The sequence below is a fragment of the Nocardioides lacusdianchii genome, assembly GCF_020102855.1.
GTDB classification, from domain to species: domain Bacteria; phylum Actinomycetota; class Actinomycetes; order Propionibacteriales; family Nocardioidaceae; genus Nocardioides; species Nocardioides lacusdianchii.
Map to the genome: position 1 here is coordinate 40,252 of NZ_JADHZD010000010.1, position 23,388 is coordinate 63,639.

The 23,388-nt window shown below is 72.3% G+C and carries 26 protein-coding genes and 1 tRNA gene; 6 read left to right on the top strand and 21 right to left on the bottom strand.

Going from position 1 to position 23,388, the window contains the following annotated elements:
• The first annotated feature begins 57 nt into the window (after positions 1-57).
• A complete protein-coding gene (locus IRX98_RS14765) occupies positions 58-741 on the top strand; it encodes an amino acid ABC transporter permease (RefSeq protein ID WP_224277994.1) in 684 nt (227 codons plus the stop codon).
• Positions 741-1,601 carry an amino acid ABC transporter permease gene (locus IRX98_RS14770; protein ID WP_224277996.1) on the top strand — a complete coding sequence of 287 codons (861 nt, stop codon included), beginning with the start codon at positions 741-743 and terminating at the stop codon, positions 1,599-1,601. Before IRX98_RS14765 ends, IRX98_RS14770 begins: the two co-directional genes overlap by 1 nt.
• A gap of 104 nt (positions 1,602-1,705) precedes the next feature.
• On the opposite strand, the gene IRX98_RS14775 is transcribed toward IRX98_RS14770, so the two are convergent.
• From IRX98_RS14775 to IRX98_RS14790, 4 genes are all read right to left on the bottom strand, one after another.
• On the bottom strand, positions 1,706-2,176 hold the full coding sequence (locus tag IRX98_RS14775; protein WP_224277998.1) for a hotdog fold domain-containing protein: 471 nt from the start codon (positions 2,174-2,176) through the stop codon (positions 1,706-1,708).
• 9 nt (positions 2,177-2,185) lie between these two features.
• Positions 2,186-2,341, bottom strand: a complete 156-nt coding sequence (locus IRX98_RS14780) for a hypothetical protein (protein ID WP_224278000.1) — start codon at positions 2,339-2,341, stop codon at positions 2,186-2,188.
• A 368-nt stretch (positions 2,342-2,709) separates the two neighbouring features.
• A complete protein-coding gene (locus IRX98_RS14785) occupies positions 2,710-3,087 on the bottom strand; it encodes a VOC family protein (protein ID WP_224278002.1) in 378 nt (125 codons plus the stop codon).
• The gene (locus IRX98_RS14790) at positions 3,087-3,887 is read right to left on the bottom strand and encodes a trans-aconitate 2-methyltransferase (RefSeq protein ID WP_224278004.1); all 801 of its coding nucleotides are present in this window, start codon (positions 3,885-3,887) and stop codon (positions 3,087-3,089) included. Before IRX98_RS14790 ends, IRX98_RS14785 begins: the two co-directional genes overlap by 1 nt.
• A gap of 137 nt (positions 3,888-4,024) precedes the next feature.
• On the opposite strand from IRX98_RS14790, the gene IRX98_RS14795 reads away from it, so the two are divergent.
• A complete protein-coding gene (locus tag IRX98_RS14795) occupies positions 4,025-4,555 on the top strand; it encodes a MarR family winged helix-turn-helix transcriptional regulator (RefSeq protein ID WP_308045106.1) in 531 nt (176 codons plus the stop codon).
• 7 nt (positions 4,556-4,562) lie between these two features.
• On the opposite strand, the gene IRX98_RS14800 is transcribed toward IRX98_RS14795, so the two are convergent.
• The 8 genes from IRX98_RS14800 to rsmI form a co-directional block, all read right to left on the bottom strand.
• A complete protein-coding gene (locus IRX98_RS14800; RefSeq protein ID WP_224278008.1) occupies positions 4,563-6,380 on the bottom strand; it encodes an ABC-F family ATP-binding cassette domain-containing protein in 1,818 nt (605 codons plus the stop codon).
• A gap of 207 nt (positions 6,381-6,587) precedes the next feature.
• Positions 6,588-8,126, bottom strand: a complete 1,539-nt coding sequence (locus IRX98_RS14805; RefSeq protein WP_224278010.1) for a flotillin family protein — start codon at positions 8,124-8,126, stop codon at positions 6,588-6,590.
• A 33-nt stretch (positions 8,127-8,159) separates the two neighbouring features.
• Positions 8,160-8,657 (bottom strand): NfeD C-terminal domain-containing protein, encoded by a 498-nt coding sequence (locus IRX98_RS14810; RefSeq protein ID WP_224278012.1) that lies wholly within the window; start codon positions 8,655-8,657, stop codon positions 8,160-8,162.
• Positions 8,658-8,763: 106 nt separating this feature from the next.
• Positions 8,764-9,663 carry a 4-(cytidine 5'-diphospho)-2-C-methyl-D-erythritol kinase gene (locus tag IRX98_RS14815; RefSeq protein WP_224278013.1) on the bottom strand — a complete coding sequence of 300 codons (900 nt, stop codon included), beginning with the start codon at positions 9,661-9,663 and terminating at the stop codon, positions 8,764-8,766.
• Positions 9,660-10,559: a 16S rRNA (adenine(1518)-N(6)/adenine(1519)-N(6))-dimethyltransferase RsmA gene (gene rsmA / locus IRX98_RS14820; RefSeq protein WP_224278014.1), complete on the bottom strand. Its 900-nt coding sequence runs from the start codon at positions 10,557-10,559 to the stop codon at positions 9,660-9,662. Before rsmA ends, IRX98_RS14815 begins: the two co-directional genes overlap by 4 nt.
• A gap of 75 nt (positions 10,560-10,634) precedes the next feature.
• Complete coding sequence (locus IRX98_RS23150) at positions 10,635-11,699, bottom strand: resuscitation-promoting factor (RefSeq protein WP_308045109.1); 1,065 nt, start codon at positions 11,697-11,699, stop codon at positions 10,635-10,637.
• Positions 11,700-12,056: 357 nt separating this feature from the next.
• Positions 12,057-12,971, bottom strand: a complete 915-nt coding sequence (locus IRX98_RS14835; RefSeq protein WP_224278015.1) for a TatD family hydrolase — start codon at positions 12,969-12,971, stop codon at positions 12,057-12,059.
• On the bottom strand, positions 12,958-13,788 hold the full coding sequence (gene rsmI, locus IRX98_RS14840) for a 16S rRNA (cytidine(1402)-2'-O)-methyltransferase (protein WP_224278016.1): 831 nt from the start codon (positions 13,786-13,788) through the stop codon (positions 12,958-12,960). The genes IRX98_RS14835 and rsmI overlap by 14 nt, the downstream gene beginning before the upstream one ends.
• An 88-nt stretch (positions 13,789-13,876) precedes the next feature.
• Here rsmI and IRX98_RS14845 point away from each other — a divergent pair, with 88 nt between their 5' ends.
• Positions 13,877-15,457 carry a dolichyl-phosphate-mannose--protein mannosyltransferase gene (locus IRX98_RS14845; RefSeq protein WP_224278017.1) on the top strand — a complete coding sequence of 527 codons (1,581 nt, stop codon included), beginning with the start codon at positions 13,877-13,879 and terminating at the stop codon, positions 15,455-15,457.
• Positions 15,458-15,606: 149 nt separating this feature from the next.
• The gene (locus IRX98_RS14850) at positions 15,607-15,861 is read left to right on the top strand and encodes a hypothetical protein (protein ID WP_224278018.1); all 255 of its coding nucleotides are present in this window, start codon (positions 15,607-15,609) and stop codon (positions 15,859-15,861) included.
• A gap of 17 nt (positions 15,862-15,878) precedes the next feature.
• Here the strand turns inward: IRX98_RS14850 and IRX98_RS14855 are convergent, their stop codons facing one another.
• The 9 genes from IRX98_RS14855 to IRX98_RS14895 all read right to left on the bottom strand — a co-directional run bounded on the left by IRX98_RS14855 (position 15,879) and on the right by IRX98_RS14895 (position 22,758).
• Positions 15,879-16,490 (bottom strand): hypothetical protein, encoded by a 612-nt coding sequence (locus IRX98_RS14855; protein WP_224278019.1) that lies wholly within the window; start codon positions 16,488-16,490, stop codon positions 15,879-15,881.
• A 299-nt stretch (positions 16,491-16,789) separates the two neighbouring features.
• Complete coding sequence (locus IRX98_RS14860) at positions 16,790-17,221, bottom strand: response regulator (RefSeq protein ID WP_224278020.1); 432 nt, start codon at positions 17,219-17,221, stop codon at positions 16,790-16,792.
• Positions 17,222-17,468: 247 nt separating this feature from the next.
• A tRNA-Ala gene (locus tag IRX98_RS14865) sits at positions 17,469-17,544 on the bottom strand.
• Between the two features lie 81 nt (positions 17,545-17,625).
• Positions 17,626-18,510, bottom strand: coding sequence for a divisome protein SepX/GlpR (gene sepX, locus IRX98_RS14870; RefSeq protein ID WP_224278022.1), 885 nt, complete (start codon positions 18,508-18,510; stop codon positions 17,626-17,628).
• A 60-nt stretch (positions 18,511-18,570) separates the two neighbouring features.
• Positions 18,571-19,131 (bottom strand): GNAT family N-acetyltransferase, encoded by a 561-nt coding sequence (locus IRX98_RS14875; protein WP_224278024.1) that lies wholly within the window; start codon positions 19,129-19,131, stop codon positions 18,571-18,573.
• Positions 19,132-19,175: 44 nt separating this feature from the next.
• The gene (locus IRX98_RS14880; protein WP_224278026.1) at positions 19,176-19,652 is read right to left on the bottom strand and encodes a MogA/MoaB family molybdenum cofactor biosynthesis protein; all 477 of its coding nucleotides are present in this window, start codon (positions 19,650-19,652) and stop codon (positions 19,176-19,178) included.
• 13 nt (positions 19,653-19,665) lie between these two features.
• Positions 19,666-20,133 (bottom strand): cyclic pyranopterin monophosphate synthase MoaC, encoded by a 468-nt coding sequence (gene moaC / locus IRX98_RS14885; RefSeq protein ID WP_224278028.1) that lies wholly within the window; start codon positions 20,131-20,133, stop codon positions 19,666-19,668.
• Entirely contained in the window at positions 20,133-21,362 is a 1,230-nt protein-coding gene (gene glp, locus IRX98_RS14890; protein WP_224278030.1) for a molybdotransferase-like divisome protein Glp, read from the bottom strand. Before glp ends, moaC begins: the two co-directional genes overlap by 1 nt.
• Positions 21,355-22,758, bottom strand: a complete 1,404-nt coding sequence (locus tag IRX98_RS14895) for a UTP--glucose-1-phosphate uridylyltransferase (RefSeq protein ID WP_224278033.1) — start codon at positions 22,756-22,758, stop codon at positions 21,355-21,357. The genes glp and IRX98_RS14895 overlap by 8 nt, the downstream gene beginning before the upstream one ends.
• Before the next feature lie 22 nt (positions 22,759-22,780).
• On the opposite strand from IRX98_RS14895, the gene IRX98_RS14900 reads away from it, so the two are divergent.
• On the top strand, positions 22,781-23,377 hold the full coding sequence (locus IRX98_RS14900) for a 5-formyltetrahydrofolate cyclo-ligase (protein ID WP_224278035.1): 597 nt from the start codon (positions 22,781-22,783) through the stop codon (positions 23,375-23,377).
• The last annotated feature ends 11 nt before the right edge of the window (positions 23,378-23,388 follow it).

A 23,388-nucleotide genomic window follows, 5' to 3' on the forward strand; every position in this document is an offset into this window, starting at 1 on the left:
TCGCACTGTCCGACCCACGACCACGAAGACCGAGGAAGACCGGAGGCGCGAGCACCAGTGGACGCAGTTCTCGACAATCTCGACGCGGTGGTGCGCGCGTTCACCTACACGCTCCTGCTGTTCCTCATCTCGGGCGTGCTCTCGCTCGTGCTCGGCACCGCCCTCGCCGCCCTGCGCGTCGGGCCGGTCTCGGTGCTGCGGCTCGCAGCGTCGGCCTACGTCACGATCGTGCGCAACACGCCGCTGCTGATCGTGCTGATCTTCTTCCGGATCGCCGCTCCGAAGATCGGGCTCAACTTCAACTTCGTCGACGTGCAGTTCGGCGACATCCGGCTCAACAACCTCTTCACCGCCTGCGTCGTCGGCCTCACCGTCTACACCGCGGCCTTCGTCTGCGAGGCGATCCGCTCCGGCATCAACGCCGTGCAGCTCGGGCAGGCCGAGGCAGCGCGCGCCATCGGCCTTCCCTTCGCCGGGGTGATGCGCGAGGTCGTCCTCCCCCAGGCGTTCCGCGCCTCCGTGCCGCCGCTGGCGAGCGTGCAGATCGCGCTGCTCAAGAACACCACCGTCGCGGGCGCGCTGGGCGTCTTCGAGGCCTTCGCCCGGATGCGGTCGCTCAACAACGACTACGCCACCCAGCGCATCGAGATCTTCCTCGTCTTCGCCTTCGTCTTCGTGGTGCTCGTCGAGGTCCTGTCGTTCATCGCCAACCGGCTCGAGCGCCGCTGGAGGATTGCCTGATGTCCGCTGGAGTCCTCTTCGACGCCCCCGGCCCGCGCACCGTCGCGCGCCACCGCCTCTACTCGATCCTGGGCAGCGTCGTGCTGGCCGTGTTCGTCGCCCTGGCACTGTGGCGCCTCTACGAGCGCGGGCAGTTCGAGTTCGACAAGTGGGAGCCGTTCCTCACCCCCCGCTACATCACGGCACTGCTGGTCGACGGCCTGCTCACGACGCTGCAGATGGCGTTCTCCGCCGTCATCGGCGCCGTGGTCCTGGGTGTCGTCCTGGGTGTCGGCAAGCTGTCGGACCACGCCCTGGTCCGCTGGCCGAGCTGGGCGATCGTGGAGTTCTTCCGCGCCGTGCCCGTGCTCCTGCTGATGATCTTCATCTTCTACGCCTACGGCATCGACCGCGGCGACAGCGGCGCCTACTGGAGCGTGGTGATCGCGCTCGTGCTCTACAACGGCGCGGTGCTCGCCGAGGTGTTCCGCGCCGGCATCCTCGCGGTGCCGCAGGGCCAGGCCGAGGCGGCGTACGCCATCGGGATGCGCAAGACCCAGGTGACCAACATCGTCCTGCTCCCGCAGGCGGTGAAGATCATGATCCCCGCGATCATCAGCCAGTGCGTGGTGGCCCTCAAGGACACCAGCCTCGGCTACGCGGTGGCCGCACCCGGCCTCACCAAGGTCGGCCAGGCGATCTACCAGCAGTTCGGCAACCAGGTCCCGACGGTGTTCGTGCTGGCCGCGCTCTACATCGCGGCCAACGTCGCGCTGACGATGATCGCCAACAAGGTGCAGAAGCGCTTCGTCGGTGAGAAGAAGGTCCTGCAGGTCAGCCAGGTCGGCGGGGCCGACGGCCGCGACCGCATGCACATCTGAGCGGGCACTTCCTCGCGCTGCTAGTCGCCGAGCGGGCACTTCGTTCCGCAGTGCAGCGCCAGGAAGTGCCCGGTCACCCCGATCCAGCGCGAGGAAGTGCCCGGTCAGCGCTTCGCGGTCACCCAGAGCCGGATCTCGCCCTCGACCACGACGGTGCCGTCGGTGCGTACACCCCGCACCCGCACCGGCAGGTGGTAGCCCTCGCCGGCGTCGGCGAGCCACTGCTCGGGGTCGGTCTCGGCGATGCAGGTGATGTCGGAGCTCGCCTTGGCGGTGTAGGTCACCTCCATGCCCTGCGGGATCCAGCGCTGGCCGCGCGGGATGCTCGACTCGGCCAGCGCCCCCATCGCCGCCTCGAGCCCGTTGCACAGCGCGATCGCGTGCACGGTGCCGATGTGGTTGTGCACGCGACGGCGGTCGCGGATGACCAGCTCGGCGCGGTGCGGCTCGATGACGGTGAAGCGCGGGCGGATGCTGGCGAAGTACGGCGCCTTGCGGGCGAAGGCGAAGGAGAAGACCCGGTCGCCGAGGGGCAGCGCGGAGGTCTTCGTCCAGAGGTCCAGGACGGCAGGCATGCCGAGATATTACTGCTGAGTAACCAGCCACGCCAGAATGCGGTCGGCCACCTCGTCCGCGGGCAGGTCGGTGTTGTCGAGCACCAGGTGCGGCCACTGCGCGAGGAGTCGCTCGCCCGGGGCGTCGAGACCGGGCACCGAGCTCATCCGGTAGTCGGCCTCCATGCCGCGGACGTTGGCGTCGGACCACTCCAGGTCGCGCTTGGACTTCTTCTCCGCCAGACGGTGCTCGGTGCGGTTGCGCGCCAGCCGGGTGTCGAGCCCGGCGACCGGCGCCCGCCTCGGCCGCCTCCTCGATGATGCGGCGGCGGAACTCGGAGTTGAGCCTGTTGAACGGCGGCGTGCCGTAGTCGAAGACGTCCAGCAGCAGCTCGATCGTGTGGTGGTTGTGGAAGAGGCGGAAGGTCGAGCGGTCCGCGACCGCCCGACCCACCGTCATCTTGCCCACGGCAGGCGGGCCGATGATCAGCAGTAGTCGCACCGGGCCGATCGTGCCGCAGCTCCGCGTCCGCCGCACACCGTTTCTGACAGCGTCACAGCGACTCGAGGACCTCGACCCGGTTGCCGTGGGCGTCGAAGGCGTGGAGGCGGACGTGGCCCGGGAAGGAGTCCCGCTGGCTCTCGTCGACCTCGAAGCCCAGGTCGCGCAGTCGCCCCGCGACCGCGTCGAGGTCGTCGACCACGAAGGCCGGGTGCGCCTTCCTTGCAGGCACGAAGGGGTCCTCGACGCCGACGTGCAGCTCGGCCGCGACCGCACCCGTGTCGTCGTACGCCCGGAACCAGCAGCCGCCGCGGGCCGCGAGGTCGGCCGGCTTGTCGACCTCGGTGAGCCCGAGCCCGTCGGCGTAGAAGCGGCGCGCGCCGTCCTCGCCACCGGGCGGGCAGGCGACCTGGACGTGGTGCAGCCGCATCACACCCGCACCCCGGCCGGCTTCTGCGCGACGACGAAGATCCGGCGGAACGGCATCACCACGCGCCCGTCGGCGTCGGCCGGGTAGGCCTCGCGCAGCAGCGCGCGGAACTCGTCCTCGAAGTCGCCGCGCAACCCGTCCGGCAGCGCCTGGATCGTGGGGCGCGCGCCCGTGCCGGAGACCCAGTCGAAGACCGGGTCGTCGCCGGTGAGGACGTGGAGGTACGTCGTCTCCCAGGCGTCGACCTCGCACCCGAGGTCCAGCAGGAGGCGGGCGTAGTCGGCCGGCTCGTGGCTCGCCGGGACCGCGACGTCGCGCACGTGCTCGGCGTACGGCGCACGCTCGGCGATGTCGGCGCGGATCGTGTGGCTCGGCTCGTCGAAGTTGCCCGGCACCTGGAAGGCGAACCAGCCGCCCGGCGTCACGCGGTCGACGAGGTCCGGCAGGAGCGCGAGGTGGTCGGGCAGCCACTGCAGGGTGGCGTTGGAGACGAGCACGTCGACCGGGGCGCGCAGCGCAAGCGGGTCGGGTCGCGCCCAGTCGCGCAGGTCGGCGACCTCCCAGGTGACGCCGAGGACCTCCCGGGCCGCGGCGATCATCTGCGGACTGCTGTCGATGCCGGTCACGGACGCCTCCGGCCAGCGGTCGGCCAGCAGTGCCGTGAGGTTGCCCGGGCCGCAGCCCAGGTCGACGACAACCCGCGGAGTCTCGGCGTGCACCCGCGCGAGGAGGTCGACGAACGGCCTCCCCCGCTCGTCGGCGTACGCGAGGTAGCGGTCGGGGTCCCAGGTGTGGCTCATGTCGGCTCCTCCTCGTGGCCGGGGTAGTCCAGTGACGGATGGTGGCGATCGTCGTCCGATCCCGACCAATTCTCACTGGACTACCCACGGAAGTGTCTTGATGTCGAGACATCTCACCCTCCGCCACAACTCTCTCGATGTCAAGATTCTCGACCGAGACGGCCGTCTGGCAGGATGTCGTCATGCGCGACGAGGTGGACGACCTGGTCGAGGCCTGGGGACGCGAACGCGGCGACCTCGACCTCGCGCCCGTCGAGGTGTTCTCGCGCATCAGCCGCCTGGCCCGCCACCTCGACCTCGCCCGCCGCGACGCCTTCACCGCGCACGGCATCGAGTCGTGGGAGTTCGACGTGCTGGCCGCGCTCCGCCGCGCCGGCGAGCCCTACGAGCTCTCCCCCGGCCGCCTGCTGCGCGAGACGCTCGTGACCAGCGGCACCATGACCAACCGCGTCGACCGCCTCGCCGGTCGCGGGCTCGTCGAGCGGCTCCCGGACCCGCACGACCGCCGCGGCGTCCTCGTGCGGCTGACCGCCGACGGCAAGGCGAACGTCGACGCGGCCTTCGAGGCGCTGCTCGCCGCCGAGGCCGACCTCCTGGCCGACCTGCCCGACGCGGAGCGTACGCAGCTCGCGGGCCTGCTGCGCTCGCTCCTCGCGCCCTTCAGCTGAGGCCCGGCTACTCCACCAGCTCAGAGGCCTCGAGCCACTCCAGCTCGAGCTCCTCCTTCTCGGCCGCGAGCGCACCGAGCTGGTCGCCCACCCGCGCGAGCAGCGCGTAGTCGGTGAGGTTGGCCTCCATCTCGGCGTGCAGCTCGGCCTCGCGCGCGGCGATCCGCTCGAGCTGCTTCTCCACCTTGGCCAGCACCTTGCGGGCAGCGCGGTCCTCGGCGCTGCCGGCGCGTGCCTTGGCCGGGGCTGCGTCATGCGGAGCCGCACCCATGGGTGGGGTGTCGTATGACGCAGGGGCGGCCACGTCACCGGCGCCGAGCGTGGCCGACGAGGCAGACGCAGCCCGGCGCTCGAGGTACTCGTCCACCCCACGCGGCAGCATCGAGACCTGCCCGTCGCCGAGCAGGGCCCAGGTCGAGTCGGTGACGCGCTCGAGGAAGTAGCGGTCGTGGGAGACCACGACCAGCGTGCCGGGCCAGGAGTCGAGGAAGTCCTCGAGGACGTTGAGGGTGTCGATGTCGAGGTCGTTGGTGGGCTCGTCGAGCAGCAGCACGTTGGGCTCGGTGAGCAGCAGCTTGAGCAGCTGGAACCGCCGCCGCTCGCCACCGGACAGGTCGCCGAGCCGCGCGGTGAGCCGGTCGCCGGTGAAGCCGAAGCGCTCCAGCATCGACGTCGCGGTGATCTCCTGGCCGTCGAGCGTCTTGGTCACGCGCCGGATCGCCTCGACCGTCGGCAGGACGCGGCCCTCCGGGTCGACGTCGTCGAGGGCCTGCGTGAGGTGCTGCATCGCGATCGTCCGACCGTGCTTGACGCGGCCGACGCTCGGCGGGAGCGCACCGGAGATCAGCGACAGCAGCGAGGTCTTGCCGGCGCCGTTGACGCCGACGATGCCGATGCGGTCGCCGGGCCCGATGCGCCACGTCGCGTGCTGGAGCAGCACCTTGTCGCCGCGCGCGAGGTCGACGTCCTCGATGTCGATGACGTCCTTGCCGAGCCGCTGGCTGGCGAAGCGCTGGAGCTCCATCCGGTCGCGCGGCGGCGGCACGTCCTCGATCAGGGCGTTGGCGGCGTCGATGCGGAACTTCGGCTTCGACGTACGCGCCGGGGCGCCGCGCCGCAGCCAGGCGAGCTCCTTGCGGGCGAGGTTGAGCCGGCGGCTCTCCGAGGCGGCGGCCTGGCGCGAGCGCTCGGCCTTCGCCAGGACGTACGCCGCGTAGCCACCCTCGTAGGTGTCGACCGCGCCGTCGTGGACCTCCCACGTGGTCTGGCAGACCGCGTCGAGGAACCACCGGTCGTGGGTGACGACCATGAGCGCGCTCGGCAGGCTCACCAGGTGGTCGGCGAGCCAGGCGACGGCCTCGACGTCGAGGTGGTTGGTCGGCTCGTCGAGGATGATCAGGTCGTGGCGCGAGAGCAGCAACGCCGCGAGGGCGCAGCGGCGGCGCTCACCACCCGACAGGCCGACGACCGCGCGGTCGAGGCTCACCCCGGCCAGCAGCTCCTCCACCACCTGGCGGGTCGTGGCGTCGGCGGCCCACTCGTGGTCCTCTCGACCGCCGAGGACCGCCTCGCGCACGGAGTGGGAGTCGACGAGCTCGTCGCCCTGGTGGAGGTATCCGATCTCGACGCCGCGGGTCTTGGAGACGCGGCCGGAGTCGGGCTGCTCGATGCCGGTCATCACCTCCAGCAGCGTGGTCTTGCCGTCGCCGTTGCGACCGACGATGCCGACGCGCTCGCCGACGGAGATGCCGAGGGAGACGTCGTCGAGGAGGGGCCGTACGCCGTAGGACTTCGAGACCCGCTCGAGGTTGATGAGGTTCGCCATGACGGGGCCGATCCTCTCAGGGATCACCTCGCGGGCGTGCTTCGGCGTACGTCCTGCGCGGACCGGTGCGTGAGGGGGATTCCACTACTGCGGGATCCGCCCCACGCACCGCCCGACTGCGCGTCGTACGCCGACACACCCGCCGGCGGTGCGTGAGGGGGACTTCGACGCCTCGGAATCCCCTTCACACGCCGCTCCGGAGGCGGTTCAGCTGAGCGGCGTGCCCTCGGCCGGCGCGGGCGCGACCGGGGTGGGCGAGGAGTCCCCGCCGGTGCGGGCGTACTTCTGGATCAGCTGCTCGACGTCGAGGCCGGTGGTGGTCCGCAGCAGCTCCATGGTCTGCACGAAGTTGTTGGTCACCTGCTTGGGCAGCTCGCCCGCGCCGTCGGCGGAAATCACGGTCAGCTTGTCGATACCGGCCATCGGGCGGGCCAGCTCGGCGGCCACCTTGGGCATCACCTCGATGAGCATCTGGAGCACCGCGGCCTCGTTGTAGCCGGCGAACGCAGCGGCCTTCTTGTCCATCGCCTCGGCCTCGGCCTGACCGGCGGCCAGGATCGCGGCGGCCTGGGCCTCACCCTCGGCGCGGAGGGCGTCGGCCTCGGCCACACGGCGGGCCTTCTCGGCCTCACCGCGCTTGGCACCCTCGATGGCCTCGGCCTCGGCGAGCGCCGAACGCCGCGACTTCTCGCCCTCACCGGTCAGGCGGGCCTTCTCGGCCTCCGCCTCGGCGTTGGCGATGGAGGACGCCTTGCGGGCCTCTGCCTCGAGGATCTCCGAGCTGCGGCGGCCCTGTGCCTCGGTCTCGACGCGGTAGCGCTCGGCGTCGGCGGGCTTGCGGACCTCGGTGTCGAGCTGGCGCTCCTTGAGGGCGGCCTGCCGCACGGCCACCTTCTCCTGCTCGAGCAGGACGGCCTGGTCGCGGTCGGCCTGGGCGAGCGGGCCGGCGGCGGCTGCCTGGGCGTTGGCGGCGTCGGTCTCGGCCTTGATCTCGGCGCTCTTCAGGGCCAGGGCGCGCTGGGTGATCGCGATCTCCTGCTCGGCGGCGATGCGAGCCTGCTCGGCGGCCTGGCGGGCGTTGGCCTCGGCGATGGAGGCGAGCTGGTTGAGCTTGGCGGCCTCGGGACGACCGAGGTCGGCGAGGTAGGAGCCGTCGTCGGTGATGTCCTGGATCTGGAACGTGTCGAGCACCAGGCCCTGGCCGGTGAGCGAGGACTCCGACTCCTCGGCCACCCGCTGGGCGAACGCGGCACGGTCGCGGATGATCTGCTCGACCGACATCGAGCCGACGATCGACCGGAGCGCACCGGCGAGGACCTCCTGGGTGAAGGTCTCGATCTCGGACTGCTGACTGAGGAAGCGCTGGCCGGCGGCGCGGATGGAGTCCTCGTTGCCCCCGACCTTGACCAGCGCGACGCCGTCGAGGTTGAGCTTGATCCCCTGGCCGGAGACGGCGCCGCGGATCTGCACCGAGATGCGGCGCGAGGACAGGTCGAGCGTCGCGAGCCGCTGGACGAACGGGATGACGAACACGCCGCCGCCCATGACGACCTTCTGGCCCGAGAGGTCGGTCGAGATCTCGCCGGTCTCCGGGTTGCGCACCTCGCCCTTGCCCTTGCGCCCGGTGACGATGAAGGACTCGTTGGGCCCGGCGACCTTGTAGCGCGTGGTGACCAGCAGCGCGAGGAGCACCAGCAGGACGACGAGGCCGATCACAGCTGTGACGACCGGGGACAGACCGAACATGCAGGGCTCCTAGCGGCGTACGGGAAGAGGCGGTTACGGGAGGAAGAGGGGCTCGACCTGGACGGCCGTGGGTGAGATGACCTGGGTGACGCTGACCTGCGTGCCGGCGGGCACCGCGACGCTGGAGCGTGCGTTGAGGCGGGTGCGGTGACCGGCGACACTGATCGAGACGACGCCGAAGCCGCCCTCGGGGATCGCATCGACGACCTGCCCGATCTTCTCGACCATGTCGGAGGTGCGGACCGTGTCGGTCTCGCCGCTGCCGTGGAGGAACCGCGACGCCTTGGCCGCGACCGCGCCGAGGACCACGCCCAGCACCAGTCCGATGACGACCGCGAGGGACGTCGAGCCGGTCGCGTCGAGCGCGATCGCGCCACCGAAGCCGAGCGCGCCGAGGAAGCCGGCCAGGGCCTCGGTCGAGAAGTAGCCCGCGCTGAGCCCCTCCAGGGCCCCGTCGAGCACGTCACCGAGCACGAGCGCGACGAGCAGGAGCAGTACGCCGAGCGCGCCCAGCACCAAGAACACGGTCACGATGCCTCCCCCGGTCGTCAGCGCGACATGCCGCGCACACCCTAGCGGCAGCCTTCCCCCGTCGGGGTGGCTTCAATCCAGCCGGCGCTGACGTCGGGCGTACGCGTCAGGCGAGCACGTGCGCGCCGGCGACCGGTCCGGTGGCGGTCAGCACGACGTCGTGGCCGGCGCCGGCGAGCCCGACCGCGGTCTCGCGGGCACCGTCGGCGGAGTCGCAGAGGAAGACGACCGTCGGCCCGGAACCGCTGACCAGCCCGCGCAGCGCGCCCTCGGCCTCGCCGCGGGCGATCAGGTCGCCGAGCTCGGGGCGCAGGTCGATCGCCGGCTCCTGGAGGTCGTTGTGGAGCGCGCGGGCCAGCCGCAGCGGCTCCCCTGTCGCCAGCGCCGCGAGCAGCGGCTCGGCGGACGCGGGAGCCTCGGGGGCGTCGGGGTGCAGGGCGTCGAAGTGGCGGTAGACCGCGGGCGTCGAGAGGCCCTCGGTCGCCGGGACCGCGACCCACCACCAGGAGGCGGGGTCCTCGACGGGCGAGACGAGCTCGCCGCGGCCCACACCCCGCGCCGTACCCCCCACGAGGGAGAAGGGGATGTCGCTGCCGAGCTGCGCCGCCAGGGCGAGCAGGTCGTCGTCGGAGGTGCGCAGGTCCCACCACCGGTCGCACGCGACCAGTGCCGCGGCGGCGTCGGCGGACCCGCCGGCCATGCCCCCGGCGACCGGGATGTCCTTGCGCACCTCGAAGGCGCCCGCGGCCTCGCGGCCGGCGTGCTCGGCGAGCAGCCGGGCGGCGCGGAGCACGATGTTGTCCGGGCCGTCTGGCACGGCGGCAGGGTCGATGTGGTCGGCGACGTGCGTGACGAGCGAGAGCCCGTCGGCGCCCGACAGCGTGAGGTCGTCGTGGATCCCGATCGCCTGGTAGACGGTGTCCAGCGGGTGGAAGCCGTCCTCGCGGGCGCGACCGACCCCGAGGTGGAGGTTGATCTTGGCCGCCGCGCGGACCGTGATGCTCATGCGGGTCCGGAGGGTCGCGAGGGGTGCACGCCGTGCGCGGCGAGCCCCTCGGCGATCCGGGCGAAGTCCTCGACGGTCAGCACCTCGCCGCGGGCCGTCGGGTCCACGCCGGCGGACTCGAGGGCGGCGGTCGCGACCTCGGCCGAGCCGGCGACCCCGCGCAGCGCGGCCCGGACCTGCTTGCGGCGCTGGGCGAAGGCGGCGTCGACGACGGCGAAGACCGCCTCGCGGGACGCGGTGGTCCGCGGCGGCTCACGACGGGTCCAGGCGACCAGACCGGAGTCGACGTTGGGGGCCGGCCAGAAGACGTTGCGCCCGATCGCACCCGCACGGCGTACGTCGGCGAACCACGCCGCCTTCACGCTCGGCACGCCGTAGGTCTTCGACCCGGGGCCGGCGGCCAGCCGGTCGGCCACCTCGGCCTGCACCATGACCAGGCCCCGCTCCAGCGACGGCAGCAGGGTCAGCAGGTGGAGGAGCACCGGGACGGACACGTTGTAGGGGAGGTTGGCGACCAGCGCGGTCGGAGCGGGACCGGGCAGCTCCTCGACGCGCATCGCGTCGGCCAGCACGACCTCGAAGCGGTCGGCCTGCGCAGGGGCGTACGCCGCGATCGTGGCCGGCAGCCGCTCGGCGAGCAGCGGGTCGAGCTCGATGGCGATCACGCGTCGGGCGACCTCGAGCAGCGCCAGCGTCAGGGAGCCGAGGCCCGGGCCGACCTCGACCACGACGTCGTCGCCGGTGACGCCGGACTCGCGGACGATCCGGCGCACGGTGTTGGCGTCGATGACGAAGTTCTGCCCGCGCTGCTTGGTGGGGCGCAGGTCGAGCTCGGCGGCGAGCTGACGCACCTCGACCGGCCCGAGGAGCCTCGGGCCGGCCGGGTTCGTGGTCATGGTGGGCAAGCCTAGTGGGGGGTCTCGATACGCCGCTCGCTGCGCTCGCGAGCTACTCGACCACCGATGGGACCGTCAGCGGGGCAGGCCGAGCTTCGCGGAGCAGCCGGGCCACGAGCCGTAGCCGCCGGTCGCGGCGCGGAGCTTCTCGGCGATGGCGATCTGCGTCTCGCGCGACTGCTGGTGCGGGTAGCCGGGGCCGCCGTAGGCGCGCCAGGTGCTGAGGCTGAACTGCAGGCCGCCGTAGTAGCCGTTGCCGGTGTTGATGGCCCAGTTGCCGCCGGACTCGCACTGGGCGAGGGAGTCCCACACCGTGCCGCCGCTGGCGAAGTTGCTGGTGGGCTCCTCCTTGGTGCCGATTGCCACGATCGTCGGCACGGGCTTCACGCGGACCGAGGCCTGCACGACCTTGCGGGCCACGAGCTTCCCGTCGACGTAGCGCAGGCGGTAGGTCACGGCGCGTACGCCGTCACGGCCGGCCTGGACGACCTCCTCCTCGCCCTCGAGCATCGAGGAGTCCTCGCGCTGAACGACGGGGGCGTCCACGACCTCGCGCTGCACCTTGCGGGTCGCGATGCGGATGTCGGTGACGACGACCTTGTCGCCGTCGTTGATCTCGGTGCGCAGCGGGGGCGTCACCTTGTCGTGCTGGTCGACCTCGAAGTCCATGGACTCCAGCACGTCGGCCACCGTCATCGCGGTGACCGTGCGCTTGCGCAGGTCCTTGGCGCCGAGCTTGAGGTGCACGACCTTGGGCGTGACGACCTCGAGCGTGAGGCCGCTGCGTCCGATCGAGGAGCTGCGGCTGGCGGACAGGTCGGCGCCGTCGAAGCGGCGGCCGATCTCGCCGAGCGCGCTCGCGAGGTTGGTGGAGTTCACCCAGTAGGTGAAGGTCTCGCCGTCGACGGCGAGCTCGAGCGGGCGGCCGAACTGGACGGCGATGGCCGTCCCGTCGGAGACCGACTCGTCCGCCGGAGGGGCGACCAGGTCCTTGTCCGTGACCTCGATGCCCTCGGCCGCGAGCACGTCGGCGACGGTGTCACCGATGGCGCTGACCTGGCGGGTCTCCCCGTCGAGGGTGAGGGTCACGTCCTTGCTGAGGGCGGCGTAGCCGACCGTGGTGCCTGCGACGGCTGCCACGACGACCGCCACGAGGGTCGCCAGGACTACACGTGAGTTGAGGCGGGACCTGCTGAGCTGCGCGAGACGAGAGCGCACGATTCTCCGAACGTCGTACTCCCCGGGCCTCGGGCGGCAGCACTCCACCACCTGCGGCTGCGCAGCGACCACGGCGGTGCCGTGGAGCCGTACGACGTGCGAGCGGGGGTCTCGCAGGACCGGCCCGACCCGGTCCAACGCGTGCCGCCGAAATCACTCCCGATCCCGGCCAACAATCACAAGACGATAACGACGACTGGCCCGGACGCAAATTCGAACGCCGGAATTCGCACGAGACTCCGGTCACCACGGACCCTCCCGCAGCGCCTTCGGCGCGACCTACCAGGAGCCCCCGAAGGCGGTCTCGGTGTTGGCGTCGATGGCCCGGCAGAGCTCCTCGAGGTCGGCGCCGAGGACGTCGGCCATCGCCCGCACGGTGAGCGGGACGAGGTAGGACGCGTTGGGCCGGCCGCGGTGCGGCGTGGGCGTGAGGTAGGGCGCGTCGGTCTCCACCAGCACCCGGTCGCGCGGCGTGACCGCGAGCGCGTTGCGCAAGGGCGCGGCGTTCTTGAAGGTGACGGTCCCGGCGAAGCTGAGGTGCGCGCCCCGGTCGAGGCAGCGGCGCGCGAAGGCGTCGTCGCCGGAGAAGCAGTGCATCACCCAGCGCTCGGGAGCACCCTCCTCGTCGAGGACGCGCAGCACGTCGTCGTGGGCCTCGCGGTCGTGGATGACGAGGGTCTTGTCGAGCCGCTTGGCCAGGTCGATGTGGCGGCGGAAGCTCTCCTCCTGCGCGGCCCACCCCTCCTCGCCGGTGCCGCTCTGCGCGTGGCGGAAGCGGTCGAGCCCGGTCTCGCCGACGGCACGGACCTTGTCGTGGGCGGTGGCGAGCCGCTCGATCTCCTCGATCGCCGCGTCGAGCTCACCTGTGGCGGCCAGGCGCGGCGCCTCGTTGGGGTGCAGCGCGACGCCGGCCACGAGCGCGTCGTGCTCGGCAGCCGCGGCCACCGCCCAGCGCGCGCCGGGCAGGTCGCAGCCGATCTGCACGATCCGCGGCACCCCGACGGCCGCGGCCGCATCGATGGCCTCCGCGGTGGAGATCCAGTCGCCGTCGGCGATGTCGAGGTGGCAGTGGTTGTCGACCACCGGGTGCGGCAGCGGGTCGGGTGCGGGCGGGCGCTCGCGGTCGCGGCGGGCGCCGGACGTCTCCTCCGTCGCGGCGCGGCTGCGGGTGGGCCCCTGGTCAGCGGTGGACAACGTCGTACACCTCCCGCTTGGGCAGCCCGGCGCGCTTGGCGACCTCGGCGATCGCCTCCTTGCGCGTCGAGCCGGACTCCTCGAGCTCCGCGACGGCCGTACGCAGCGAGCCGGGGTCGGTGCCCACGGCAGGGGCGCCACTGGAGCCCTGGACCACGATGGTCACCTCGCCGCGGATGCCGTCGGCGGCCCAGGCAGCGAGCTCGGCGAGCGGGCCGCGGCGTACTTCCTCGTAGGTCTTGGTGAGCTCGCGGCACACCGCGGCGGGCCGGTCGTCGCCGAGCGCCTCGGCCATCGCGACGAGCGCGGCCTCGGTGCGGTGCGGCGCCTCGAAGAAGACCATCGTCCGCTCCTCGGCGGCCAGCGCCGCGAGTCGTCGGCCACGCTCGCCGGCCTTGCGGGGCAGGAAGCCCTCGAAGCAGAAGCGGTCGACCGGCAGGCCGCTGACGGCCAGCGCGGTGAGCACCGCGCTCGGGCCGGGCACGGCGGTGACGCGTACGTCGTGCTCGACCGCGGCGGCCACCAGCCGGTAGCCCGGGTCGGAGACGCTGGGCATGCCGGCGTCGGTCACCAGCACCACGCGCTCGCCGGCCAGCAGCGCCTCCAGCAGGACGGGCGTGCGGGCCTGCTCGTTGCCCTCGAAGTAGGAGACGACCCGTCCCGAGAGCGTGATGTCGAGGTCGGCGCACAGGCGCTTGAGGCGCCGGGTGTCTTCCGCGGCGACGACGTCGGCACCGGCGAGCTCGGCCGCCAGCCGCGGCGGCGCGTCACCCGCCTGGCCGATCGGGGTGCCCGCGAGGACCAGGACGCCAGACATGCGCCCGATCATGTCAGGTGCTCCTCGTCGCCGGCGGAGGAGCACGCGGTCGTCCGCTCACCTCCGCACCTCTGGTTAGAGTTCCGGCGTGACCCTGAGTGCCGCCGAGCGGAATCGTCCGCGCTGGCGCTCGGAGGATCCGCTCCTCGGCTGGGTCGGGGCGGTCTGCCTGGCGAGCCTGGCCTTCTTCCTGCGGCGCTGGCACCTCGGCACGCCCCACGCCTTCTCCTTCGACGAGACCTACTACGCCAAGGACGCCTGGTCGCTGCTCAACCACGGCTACGTCCGCGGCTACGTCGAGGACGCGGACAAGACGATCCTCAACGGCGACGTGACCGGGCTGTGGCAGGACGGCCCGTCGATGATCGTCCACCCCGAGGTCGGCAAGTGGCTGATCGCAGGCGGCATCGAGCTCTTCGGGATGGAGCCGTCGGGGTGGCGCTTCGCCTCGGCGCTGGTCGGCGCGCTGATGGTGCTGGTGATGTGCCGCTTGGTACGCCGCGTGACCGGCTCGACGGTGCTCGGCCTCGTCGCCGGGCTGCTGCTGTCGGTCGACGGGCTCCAGCTCGTGCTCTCGCGCCTCGCGCTGCTCGACATCTTCCTCGCCTTCTTCCTGCTGTGCGGCGTGCACTGCGTCGTGGCCGACCGGCAGTGGCTGCGCGAGCGCCTGGCCTCGGGACGGCACTCGCGGGCACTGGGCCTGTGGCGTCCGTGGCTGCTGCTCGGCGGTGTCGCCTTCGGCCTGGCGTGCGGCACGAAGTGGTCGGCCGCCTACACGCTGGCCGCCTTCGGCCTGCTGGCCTGGCTGTGGAGCGCCGGCGCCCGCCGCGCCTTCGGCCAGCGCCGCCCCCTACTGCGCTCGGTGTTCCTCGACGGGCTGCCGGCCTTCGTCGCGCTGGTCGGGATCGCCCTGGCGACGTACGTCGCGTCCTGGACGGGCTGGCTGATGAACGCCGAGGCCTACGAGGAAGCGTTCAGCAACACGCAGTACACCTCCTACGGCGGCGGGGAGCAGTGGCCGACCGCGAGCGAGCCCGACGCCGAGGGCCTGGGCGAGGTGCGCCAGTCCCTGCGCTCGCTGTGGAGCTACCACCAGGACGTCTACACCTTCCACAGCCACTTCCTCGACGACTCGACCCACGTCTACGCCTCCAAGCCGTCGACGTGGCTGGTGATGGGACGGCCGGTGGGGGTCGACGCGCAGACCGACATCCGGCCGGGGACGCAGGGGTGCGAGGCGCCGTCCGACTCGTCCTGCATCCGGCAGGTGCTGCTGATCGGCAACCCGGTGATCTGGTGGGGCGGGTGCCTGGCGATGATTGCGTCGCTCCTGCTCTGGGTGGGGGCCCGCGACTGGCGCCACGGCGTCGCCGTCGTCGGCCTGGCGAGCACGTGGCTGCCGTGGTTCCTCTACGACGACCGGCCGATCTTCTTCTTCTACGCCATCACCTGCCTGCCCTTCCTCGTGCTGTCGCTCGCGCTGGCGATGGGGCACCTGATCGGGACCTCGGACGTGCCGACCCCACGGCGTACGTTCGGGGTGGTCGTGGCCGGGAGCTACACCGTCCTGGCACTGATCGCCTTCGCCTGGTTCTGGCCGATCTGGACCGACGCCCTGCTGACCAAGTCGGAGTGGGATGCCCGGATCTGGTTCCAGCGCTGGATCTGACACCCCGCGCAGCGGTCCGGTCCACGAGCGGCCAAACCCACGGGTTCCACCGAGGTTCTGTCAAGATCGAGCGCATTGCACAGTTGGCAGTTTTCATTCCTCCCGCACACGAGGACGATGGACCAACCCCGGTCTCCGGGGTCGACGCCATGGGAGGGAGCGTTGAGATGGACCCCACGATGATCCACGTGTGCTTGCAGACCGAGGGTGCACCCACCCCCGGGGGGCACGAGGTCGGCGAGCGCTGGGTGTGCTCGTGCGGCGACAACTTCGTCTACCGCGAGGGCTTCAACCGCGCCGGTTACCCGAGCCTCGAGTGGTGGCCCGCGCCGGCTCAGCCCGTGGTCCCGCAGCCGCGAAGCGCCAAGGGACGCCGCCTGCTGTTCGGCCCCCGCAAGGGCTGAGCCCCGCCCGGCTGCCGTCACCAGGCGCCGGGGAACCGCGCGGACCCCGCGATGGCCATCAGCGTGACCACGACGGACACGGCCGTCGCGATCAGCAGCGCCTGGCCGACGTAGCGCCGACCGGGCACGACGAGGAACGCCAGCCCGGCGAGCGCCACGAGCGCCGGCAGGACCCACGGCGCGAGGACCGGCGACAGCACGCCCGCCACGACCGCGAGCCCGACGCCGCCGGCGGCGGCCTTCCCGAGCGGCACGGGGCGGGGTGCGCGCGGCAGCCCGACCTCGGTCACGGGACCGGACTCGGGGAGCTGGTCGGGCGCCAGGACGCGCAGCAGCAGCGTCAGCGTCGCGGGGTCGGCCACGACCACGAGGTCGCGGTAGCGGTCCTCCACGGCATGGCGGCGTACGAGCTCGTCGAGACGGTGGCCACGGTCGACGTCGGGGAAGCGAACCGGCGCCAGGAGCACCTCCGGGACCGGCTCACGTCCGAGCGCCTCGACGACGCGCCTGGCCTCCACGGTCGGCGCGGTGAGGACGCGGACCGACGATCCCAGCCGGGCGCGCAGCCGCTCGACGTCCTTCGTCGACGCCTGCACGCTCACCGTGAAGATGCGCTGGAGCTCGCTCACGCCCCGACGGTAGCGCCGCGGTCGGCGCCCGTGGGCGGCAGGCCCGGGAAGCGAAGCAGCGGCGCGACCCACGGGGGGAGGGTCGCGCCGCTGCGGGTGCGTTTGGGGCCGCCCGTCGCCTCCTGGGGGGAACCGTGCACCGGCGGGAGCTCGGAGCACGGGTTGCGACGGGCGGCCCCGCGGAACGCGGCCGCTTCATGACGTACAGCGTTGGGACGACGCCGGGTGTTACGCACTCGCGGAGAAAAGCTTCAGCTGGTCTGGACCGGATGACGGACTGGGCGTCGGGGGTCCACCGATCAGCGCGACATCGGGCAGTCCTCAGCAAGCCGGTCCCGGACGGCCTGCTCGATCAGGAGGTCGAGATCCTTCAGTCTCACGGGTTTGCGCAGCACGGTCCCCACACCCAGGTCCTTCAGCAGGTCGTCGTTCTCGACGGCCCACGCGGTCACCATCACGATGCGCATCGACGGCGCCACCCCGGGGTGGGCCGACAGCCACCGCACCACTCCGGCCCCGTCCAACCGGGGCATCGTGAGGTCGAGCAACATCACGTCGAACGACTCCTGCTGCAGGATCTCCACCGCGTGCTGGCCATCGTTCGCGGTGCGTGCGAGATGCCCGGCGCGCTCGACGAAGCGCGAGAACACGTCGCGGATGTCCTCGTAGTCGTCGACGACCAGGAACCGCAGCTGGGGTGCCGGAGCAGCGCTACCGGACTGTGGGGGCATACCTGCTCGCCTACCTTGCTCGAGGTTGAGGACCGATGACGAGCCACCGCTGCACTCGGCACCGCCTGACCGACCTGCCCCTCGTCGACCACCCGGGTCGCCGCACGATGTCGGCCAAGCCCCGTAGTGAAGCACCGGCACGTGCTGCGCCCACGGGTTTTCGCAAGATTGCGACCTGAAAGTGTCCCGCTCCGGCGTACGCAGAACGCCCCTCACCGGTTGCTGCAGGTGAGGGGCGTTCCGTTGGTGGTGGAGCTGAGGGGATTCGAACCCCTGACCTTCTCATTGCGAACGAGACGCGCTACCAACTGCGCCACAGCCCCATGCGCCTCACGGCGCGTCGCAAAGATACACGAGCGCTGCGGGGGCGACCGAATCGCCCCGCGCGTGCCGTGGATCCCGGCTCAGGCGCCGCTGGCGCGGCGGGCCTCGTCGGCCTCGCGCGCGGTCCGGGCGGACTCCTCGGCGGAGCGGGCGATGGCCGAGTCGGAGTCGGAGTGGCCGCTCGACCACACGCCGGTGGAGTCGAGGTCGATCGTGGAGACCGTACGCCGCTGGGCGGCCGGCTTGCCGACGTAGGTCGGCAGCGTGGTCGGCACCATGTCCCACCCACCGAGGACCGGCGCGGGCTCGGTGACGACGGCCGGGACCTCATGGGCCGGGGTCTCGTCGACGCGCGAGGGGACGGCGGGGGCGCGCGGCTGCGGCGGCGTCACCGGCATCTCGCCGGTGAGGTCGAAGTCGTCGTCCTGCGGCGGCAGGCCGATCTCGATGGCCGAGCGGGGGGTGCGCTGGCGACGCTCGGCGCGCACCGAGACGCGGCAGGCGACCAGCCAGGCCAGGAGCAGGGTGACCGGGGCGGCGACCCACCACCAGGTGATGACCGCCGTGGCGGCGAGGCCGATGACGACGGCGTTGGCGAGCACGAGCAGCGCCAGGACGTTGCGGCGACGGCGGGCGGCGCGTCGCGCGGAGGCGCGCTCGGCCAGCGGCGGCGTACGCCGGGCGACGGGGGCAGCCGGAGGGGCGGCCGGGGACGCGACGACGGGCGTCGAGACGCGGGCCTTGGTTTCGACCGGCGGGCGCAGCGCGGCGCGGATCGGCGAGACCACGAGGCGTGCGTTGCGTCGGTCGACCGGCTCGCGGCGCGCGAGGACGCGCATCCTGTGGGAGAACTTCTCGACCGACCTGCTGCGCACGACCTCGTCGTGGTGCTTGAGGGCCTTGGGGATCAGGTAGACGGCCCACGCCACGGCAAGGGCGACGAAGATGAGAGCGCTCAGGTCCACGGCCCGAGCGTAGGAGCGCAGGACCCGAGCGGGGCGGATGTCAAGTGGTGTGTCGCAGAACTACTGATGTGACTGGTGTGCCGAGAGCCGGGCCACGACGCCCTCCGGCGCCTCCTCCGCGGTGATCGCGAAGATCCGGTGGTCGCGCCAGGCGCCGTCGATGTGCAGGAAGCGCGGCGCGTAGCCGACCTGCTCGAGGCCGAGCTTCTCGACCACCCGCAGCGAGTTGGTGTTCTCCGGGCGCACGCAGATCTCGAGGCGGTGCAGCCCCACCGGACCGAGGCAGTGGTCGATCACCATCGCGACCGCGCGCGGCGCGACACCGCGTCCGGCGACGTCCGCGGCGACCCAGTAGCCGATCGAGCCCCACTGGGCCGACCCACGGGCCACGTTGCTCACGGTGACCTGGCCGACGAAGCGGCCACCCACCTCGACGACGAAGGGCAGGCACAGCCCGTCCTTGGCCTGGCGCAGCAGCGAGCGCGTGACGATCTTGTACGACGACGGGCGCGGTGCCGCTCCGGGCGGGACCGTCGCGTCCCACGGGCGCAGCCAGTCGTGGTTGCGGGTGCGCACGGCCTGCCACTCGTCGGCGTCGGAACGACGCAGGGAGCGGACCACGACCCCCTCGGACTCGAGCCGGGCGGGCCAACCTGGTGACGTGGTCAGTGGTCGCTCCCGACTACTTGCTCGACCGCGTGGCGCAGCACGGGCTCGAGGACGCCGAGGCCGTCCTTCACTCCCCCGCGCGACCCGGGGAGGTTGATGACGAGGCAGTCCCCGACGATGCCGGCGAGGCCGCGCGAGAGCATCGCGGTCGGCACGCCCTTGGCGACCCCGGCGGCGCGGATCGCCTCGGCGATGCCGGGCACCTCGCGCTCGAGCAGCGGCGCGGTCGCCTCCGGGGTGCGGTCGGTGGGCGTCAGCCCGGTGCCGCCGGTGGTGAGCACGACGCGGGCGCCGGCCTCGACCGCGGCGGAGATCGCCTCGCGCACCGGGTCGCCGTCGGGCACCACAGCGGGGTCGGCGCAGTCGAAGCCCTGCGCGCGCAGCCAGTCAACGATCAACGGCCCGGTCTCGTCGGCGTAGACGCCCGCCGCGGCCCGGTTCGACGCCACGACGACGCCCGCGCTCAGACTCATCGCGCCCACTGTGTCACCGCTTCCATGGGCCCGACCGGCCACCGGACTTGGTCTCGACGCGGATGTCGGTGATGACCGCGGCCTTGTCGACCGCCTTCACCATGTCGACGACGGTGAGGGCTGCGACCGACACGGCGGTCAGCGCCTCCATCTCGACGCCGGTGCGGTCGGTGGTGCGGACGGTCGCGGTGATGTCGACCGAGTCGTCGCCGACCGCCAGGTCGACGGTGACGCCGGAGATCGCCAGCGGGTGGCACAGCGGGATCAGCTCGGGGGTCTTCTTGGCGCCCATGATCCCGGCGATGCGGGCCACCGCGAGCGCGTCGCCCTTCGGCACGCCCTCGCCGCGGAGCAGCTCCACGACGGTGGCGCTGACCAGGACGCGACCGGTCGCGGACGCCGTACGCGCCGTGACGGGCTTGTCGCCGACGTCGACCATCCGTGCGGCACCGGACTCGTCCACGTGTGTCAGGCGGTCCATCAGAACTCCTCGTCGAGCTTGCGGATCGCCACCATCTCGCCGGCCGTGACGGCGGTGACGTCGGCCGGGACCTCGATGAGGCAGTTGGCCGTCGCGAGGTCGCCGAGCAGGTGCGAGCCGTGACCGCCGACCGGCGAGACGAAGGTGCCGCCGCGGTCGGTCTCGTGGAGGCCGCGGACCAGCTGCACCTTGCCGTCCGGCGAGGACAGGCCGTGGGTCAGGCGCGCACGGGCCGTCGGGCGGACGTAGGGCAGCTTGCCCATCATCCGGCGGATCGCGGGCAGCACGAACATCTCGAAGGAGACGTAGGACGAGACCGGGTTGCCCGGCAGGGTGAAGACCGGGGTGTCGTCCTCGCCGATCGTGCCGAAGCCCTGCGGCTTGCCCGGCTGCATGCCGACCCCGCCGAACCACATCGTGCCGTGCTGGGACAGCGACTCCTTGACGACGTCGAAGTCGCCCTCGCTGACGCCGCCGCTGGTCACCACGATGTCGGCGCGCACGAGCTGGTCGCCGAGCGCCTCGGTGAAGGCGTGCGACTCGTCGGGCACGATGCCGACGCGGTAGGCGATCGCGCCGGCCGCACGGGCGGCGGCGGCGAGGAGGTAGGAGTTGCCGTCGTAGATCGAGTCGTGGCCCAGCGGGGTTCCGGGGTCACGCAGCTCGGAGCCGGTGGAGATCACCACGACCCGCGGGCGCGGGCGGGTGCGCACGGTGGCGCGACCGACCGCCGCGAGCATGCCGAGGTGGCGCGGGCCCAGGACCGTGCCCTCCTCGAGCAGCATGTCGCCCTCGGTGATGTCGTCGCCGGTGGGGCGGATGTGCTGGCCGGGCCGAGCCGCCCGGCTGATGCGCACGCTCGCGACGCCGCGGTCGGTCCACTCGTAGGGCACGACCGTGGTGGCACCGGCCGGGACCGGGGCGCCCGTCATGATCTTGACCGCGGTGCCCGGCGACATCGCCAGGATCGAGGACTGTCCGGCACCGATCTCGCCGACGACGGGCAGCGTGACGGGGGCGTCCTCGCTCGCGCCGGCGACGTCCTCGGCGACCACGGCGTAACCGTCCATCGCAGAGTTGTCGAAGCTCGGCAGCGAGATCGGGGCGACGACGTCCTCGGCCAGCGCGAGGCCGAGGGCCTCCATCAGCGGCTGCGGGAACGCCTGCAGCGGCGAGACCGTGGCGAGGATGCGCTCGACGTAGTCCGCCACGGGCAGCAGGTCAGCCATGCTTCTCCTGCTCGTCGAGGACGGTGCCGCCCTCGACGCGCTTGGCCGACGTCGCGTTGAGGGCCACCTCCCCGACGACCTTCACCCCGCGGCCGAAGGTCCAGTCGCCCTCGACGGTGAACGAGTCGGCCTCGCGCAGCGACGGGGCCCCCTCCGGGAACCGCTTGTCGAAGTCGCCGACCAGCTTGTAGAAGTCGCCGTCGAGCGCGACGTAGGGCACCTTGTCTCCTCCCTGGTCGAGCACGAAGTCCTTGCCGAGGTCGTAGACGTCGGAGCGCAGCACCAGCAGGTCGTCGGTCGTCTTCACCGGCACGAAGCGGTCGCGACCCACCTCGATCGTGCGGGCCCCCTCGAAGACCTCGATCGCGGCACCCATCGCCGTCTCGATCTGGATCACCTTCGGGGTGCCGGGGTCGGCCGGGTCGAGGTTCTTCACGTTGCGGATCAGGGGAAGGCCCAGGATGCCGCCGCGAGCGTCGAGCGCCTCGGTCATCGCCCGGAGGTCGAACCACAGGTTGTTGGTGGAGGAGAAGCGGTGGCGCCCGAGGTCGGCCAGCGCCTCCTTGTCGGCGTCCAGGGTCTGCGCCGACTCGCGCAGCACGATGCGCCCGTCCTCCTTGCGGCGGGCGAAGTGACCGCCCTTGCGGTCCGAGGGCGTACGCCGCACCGCCTCGATCGCGAAGGGCGCCCCGCTCGCGGCGAACCAGCCGGCGACGCGCGCGTCGGGCACGGCGCCGAGGTTGTCGGAGTTGGAGACGAAGGCGTAGCGGTAGCCGGCGTCGAGCAGCTGCGCGAGCAGCCCGGTGCCGCGCAGCGCGGTGTAGAGGTCGCCGTGGCCCGGCGGGCACCACTCGAGGTCGGGTGACTTGGGGTAGGCGGCCGGCATCAGGTCGGCCTCGAGGAGCTTGGGCTCCTTGTTCTGGAGGAACTCCAGCGGCAGGCCCTCGACCGGCAGCTCGTCGTAGCGGGCCAGGGCGGCCATCGTGTCGGCCGAGGTGCGGAAGGAGTTCATGAACATCAGCGGCAGCGTCGCGTCGTACTGCTGGCGCAGGTGCAGCACCTGGCGGGCGATGATGTCGAGGAAGCTCAGGCCGCGGCGCACGCACAGCAGCGACTTCGCGCGGTCCATGCCCATCGACGTGCCGAGCCCGCCGTTGAGCTTGATGACGGCCGTCTTGCGGATCGCCTCCGCGGCCACGTCGTCGGCGACCTCGACGTCGTCGAGCGCCTCCATGTCGAGCGGCTCGATCGAGTCCTCGGCGATCATGCCGGTCTCGCCGTGCTCGAGGAGACGGTAGTAGTGCGCGAACGTGTCGATCGCGACCTCGTCGACGCCTGCGCTGCGCATCTTCTCGCGCGCCAGGTCGAGGCCGCGGCCGTTGCCCTTGCTTGCCATGGTTCGATCGTAGGCTGCTCACGTGGACGTGCACGACTGGGGCGACGCGACGATCGCCAAGGGCGCGCTGCGCGACCAGGTGCTGGCGGCCCGGCGACGGCGCCCGCTCGACGCCGGCGCGGAGCACGCGGCCGCCCTCGCGCAGGTCGCGCTGGGTTGGGACGCGGTGCGCTCGGCGGCCACCGTGGCGGCGTACGTCTCGGTCGGCAGCGAACCCGGCACCGGCCTCCTGCTCGACGCACTCGTCGCGGCCGGCAAGCGGGTGGTCGTCCCGGTGCTGCTGCCGGACAACGACCTCGACTGGGCGGCGTACGCCGGACCGGGCTCGCTCGCCGCAGCGACGCGCGGGCTCCTCGAGCCCTCCGGACCGCGGCTCGGCGTCGACGCCGTCCGCACCGCCGACGTCGTCCTCGTCCCCGGCCTGGCGGTCTCCCCCACCGGCGAGCGCCTCGGGCGCGGCGGCGGGTCGTACGACCGGGCGCTGGCGCGGGTGCCTGCCGGGACGCCCGTGGCCGTCGTGCTCCACGACGACGAGGTCGGGCTCCCCGTGCCCACCGACCCCCACGACGTGGCGGTGGGGTTCGCGCTGACGGGGGCGGGGGTCGCGGTCCTGTCTTAGGGATTCCTCAG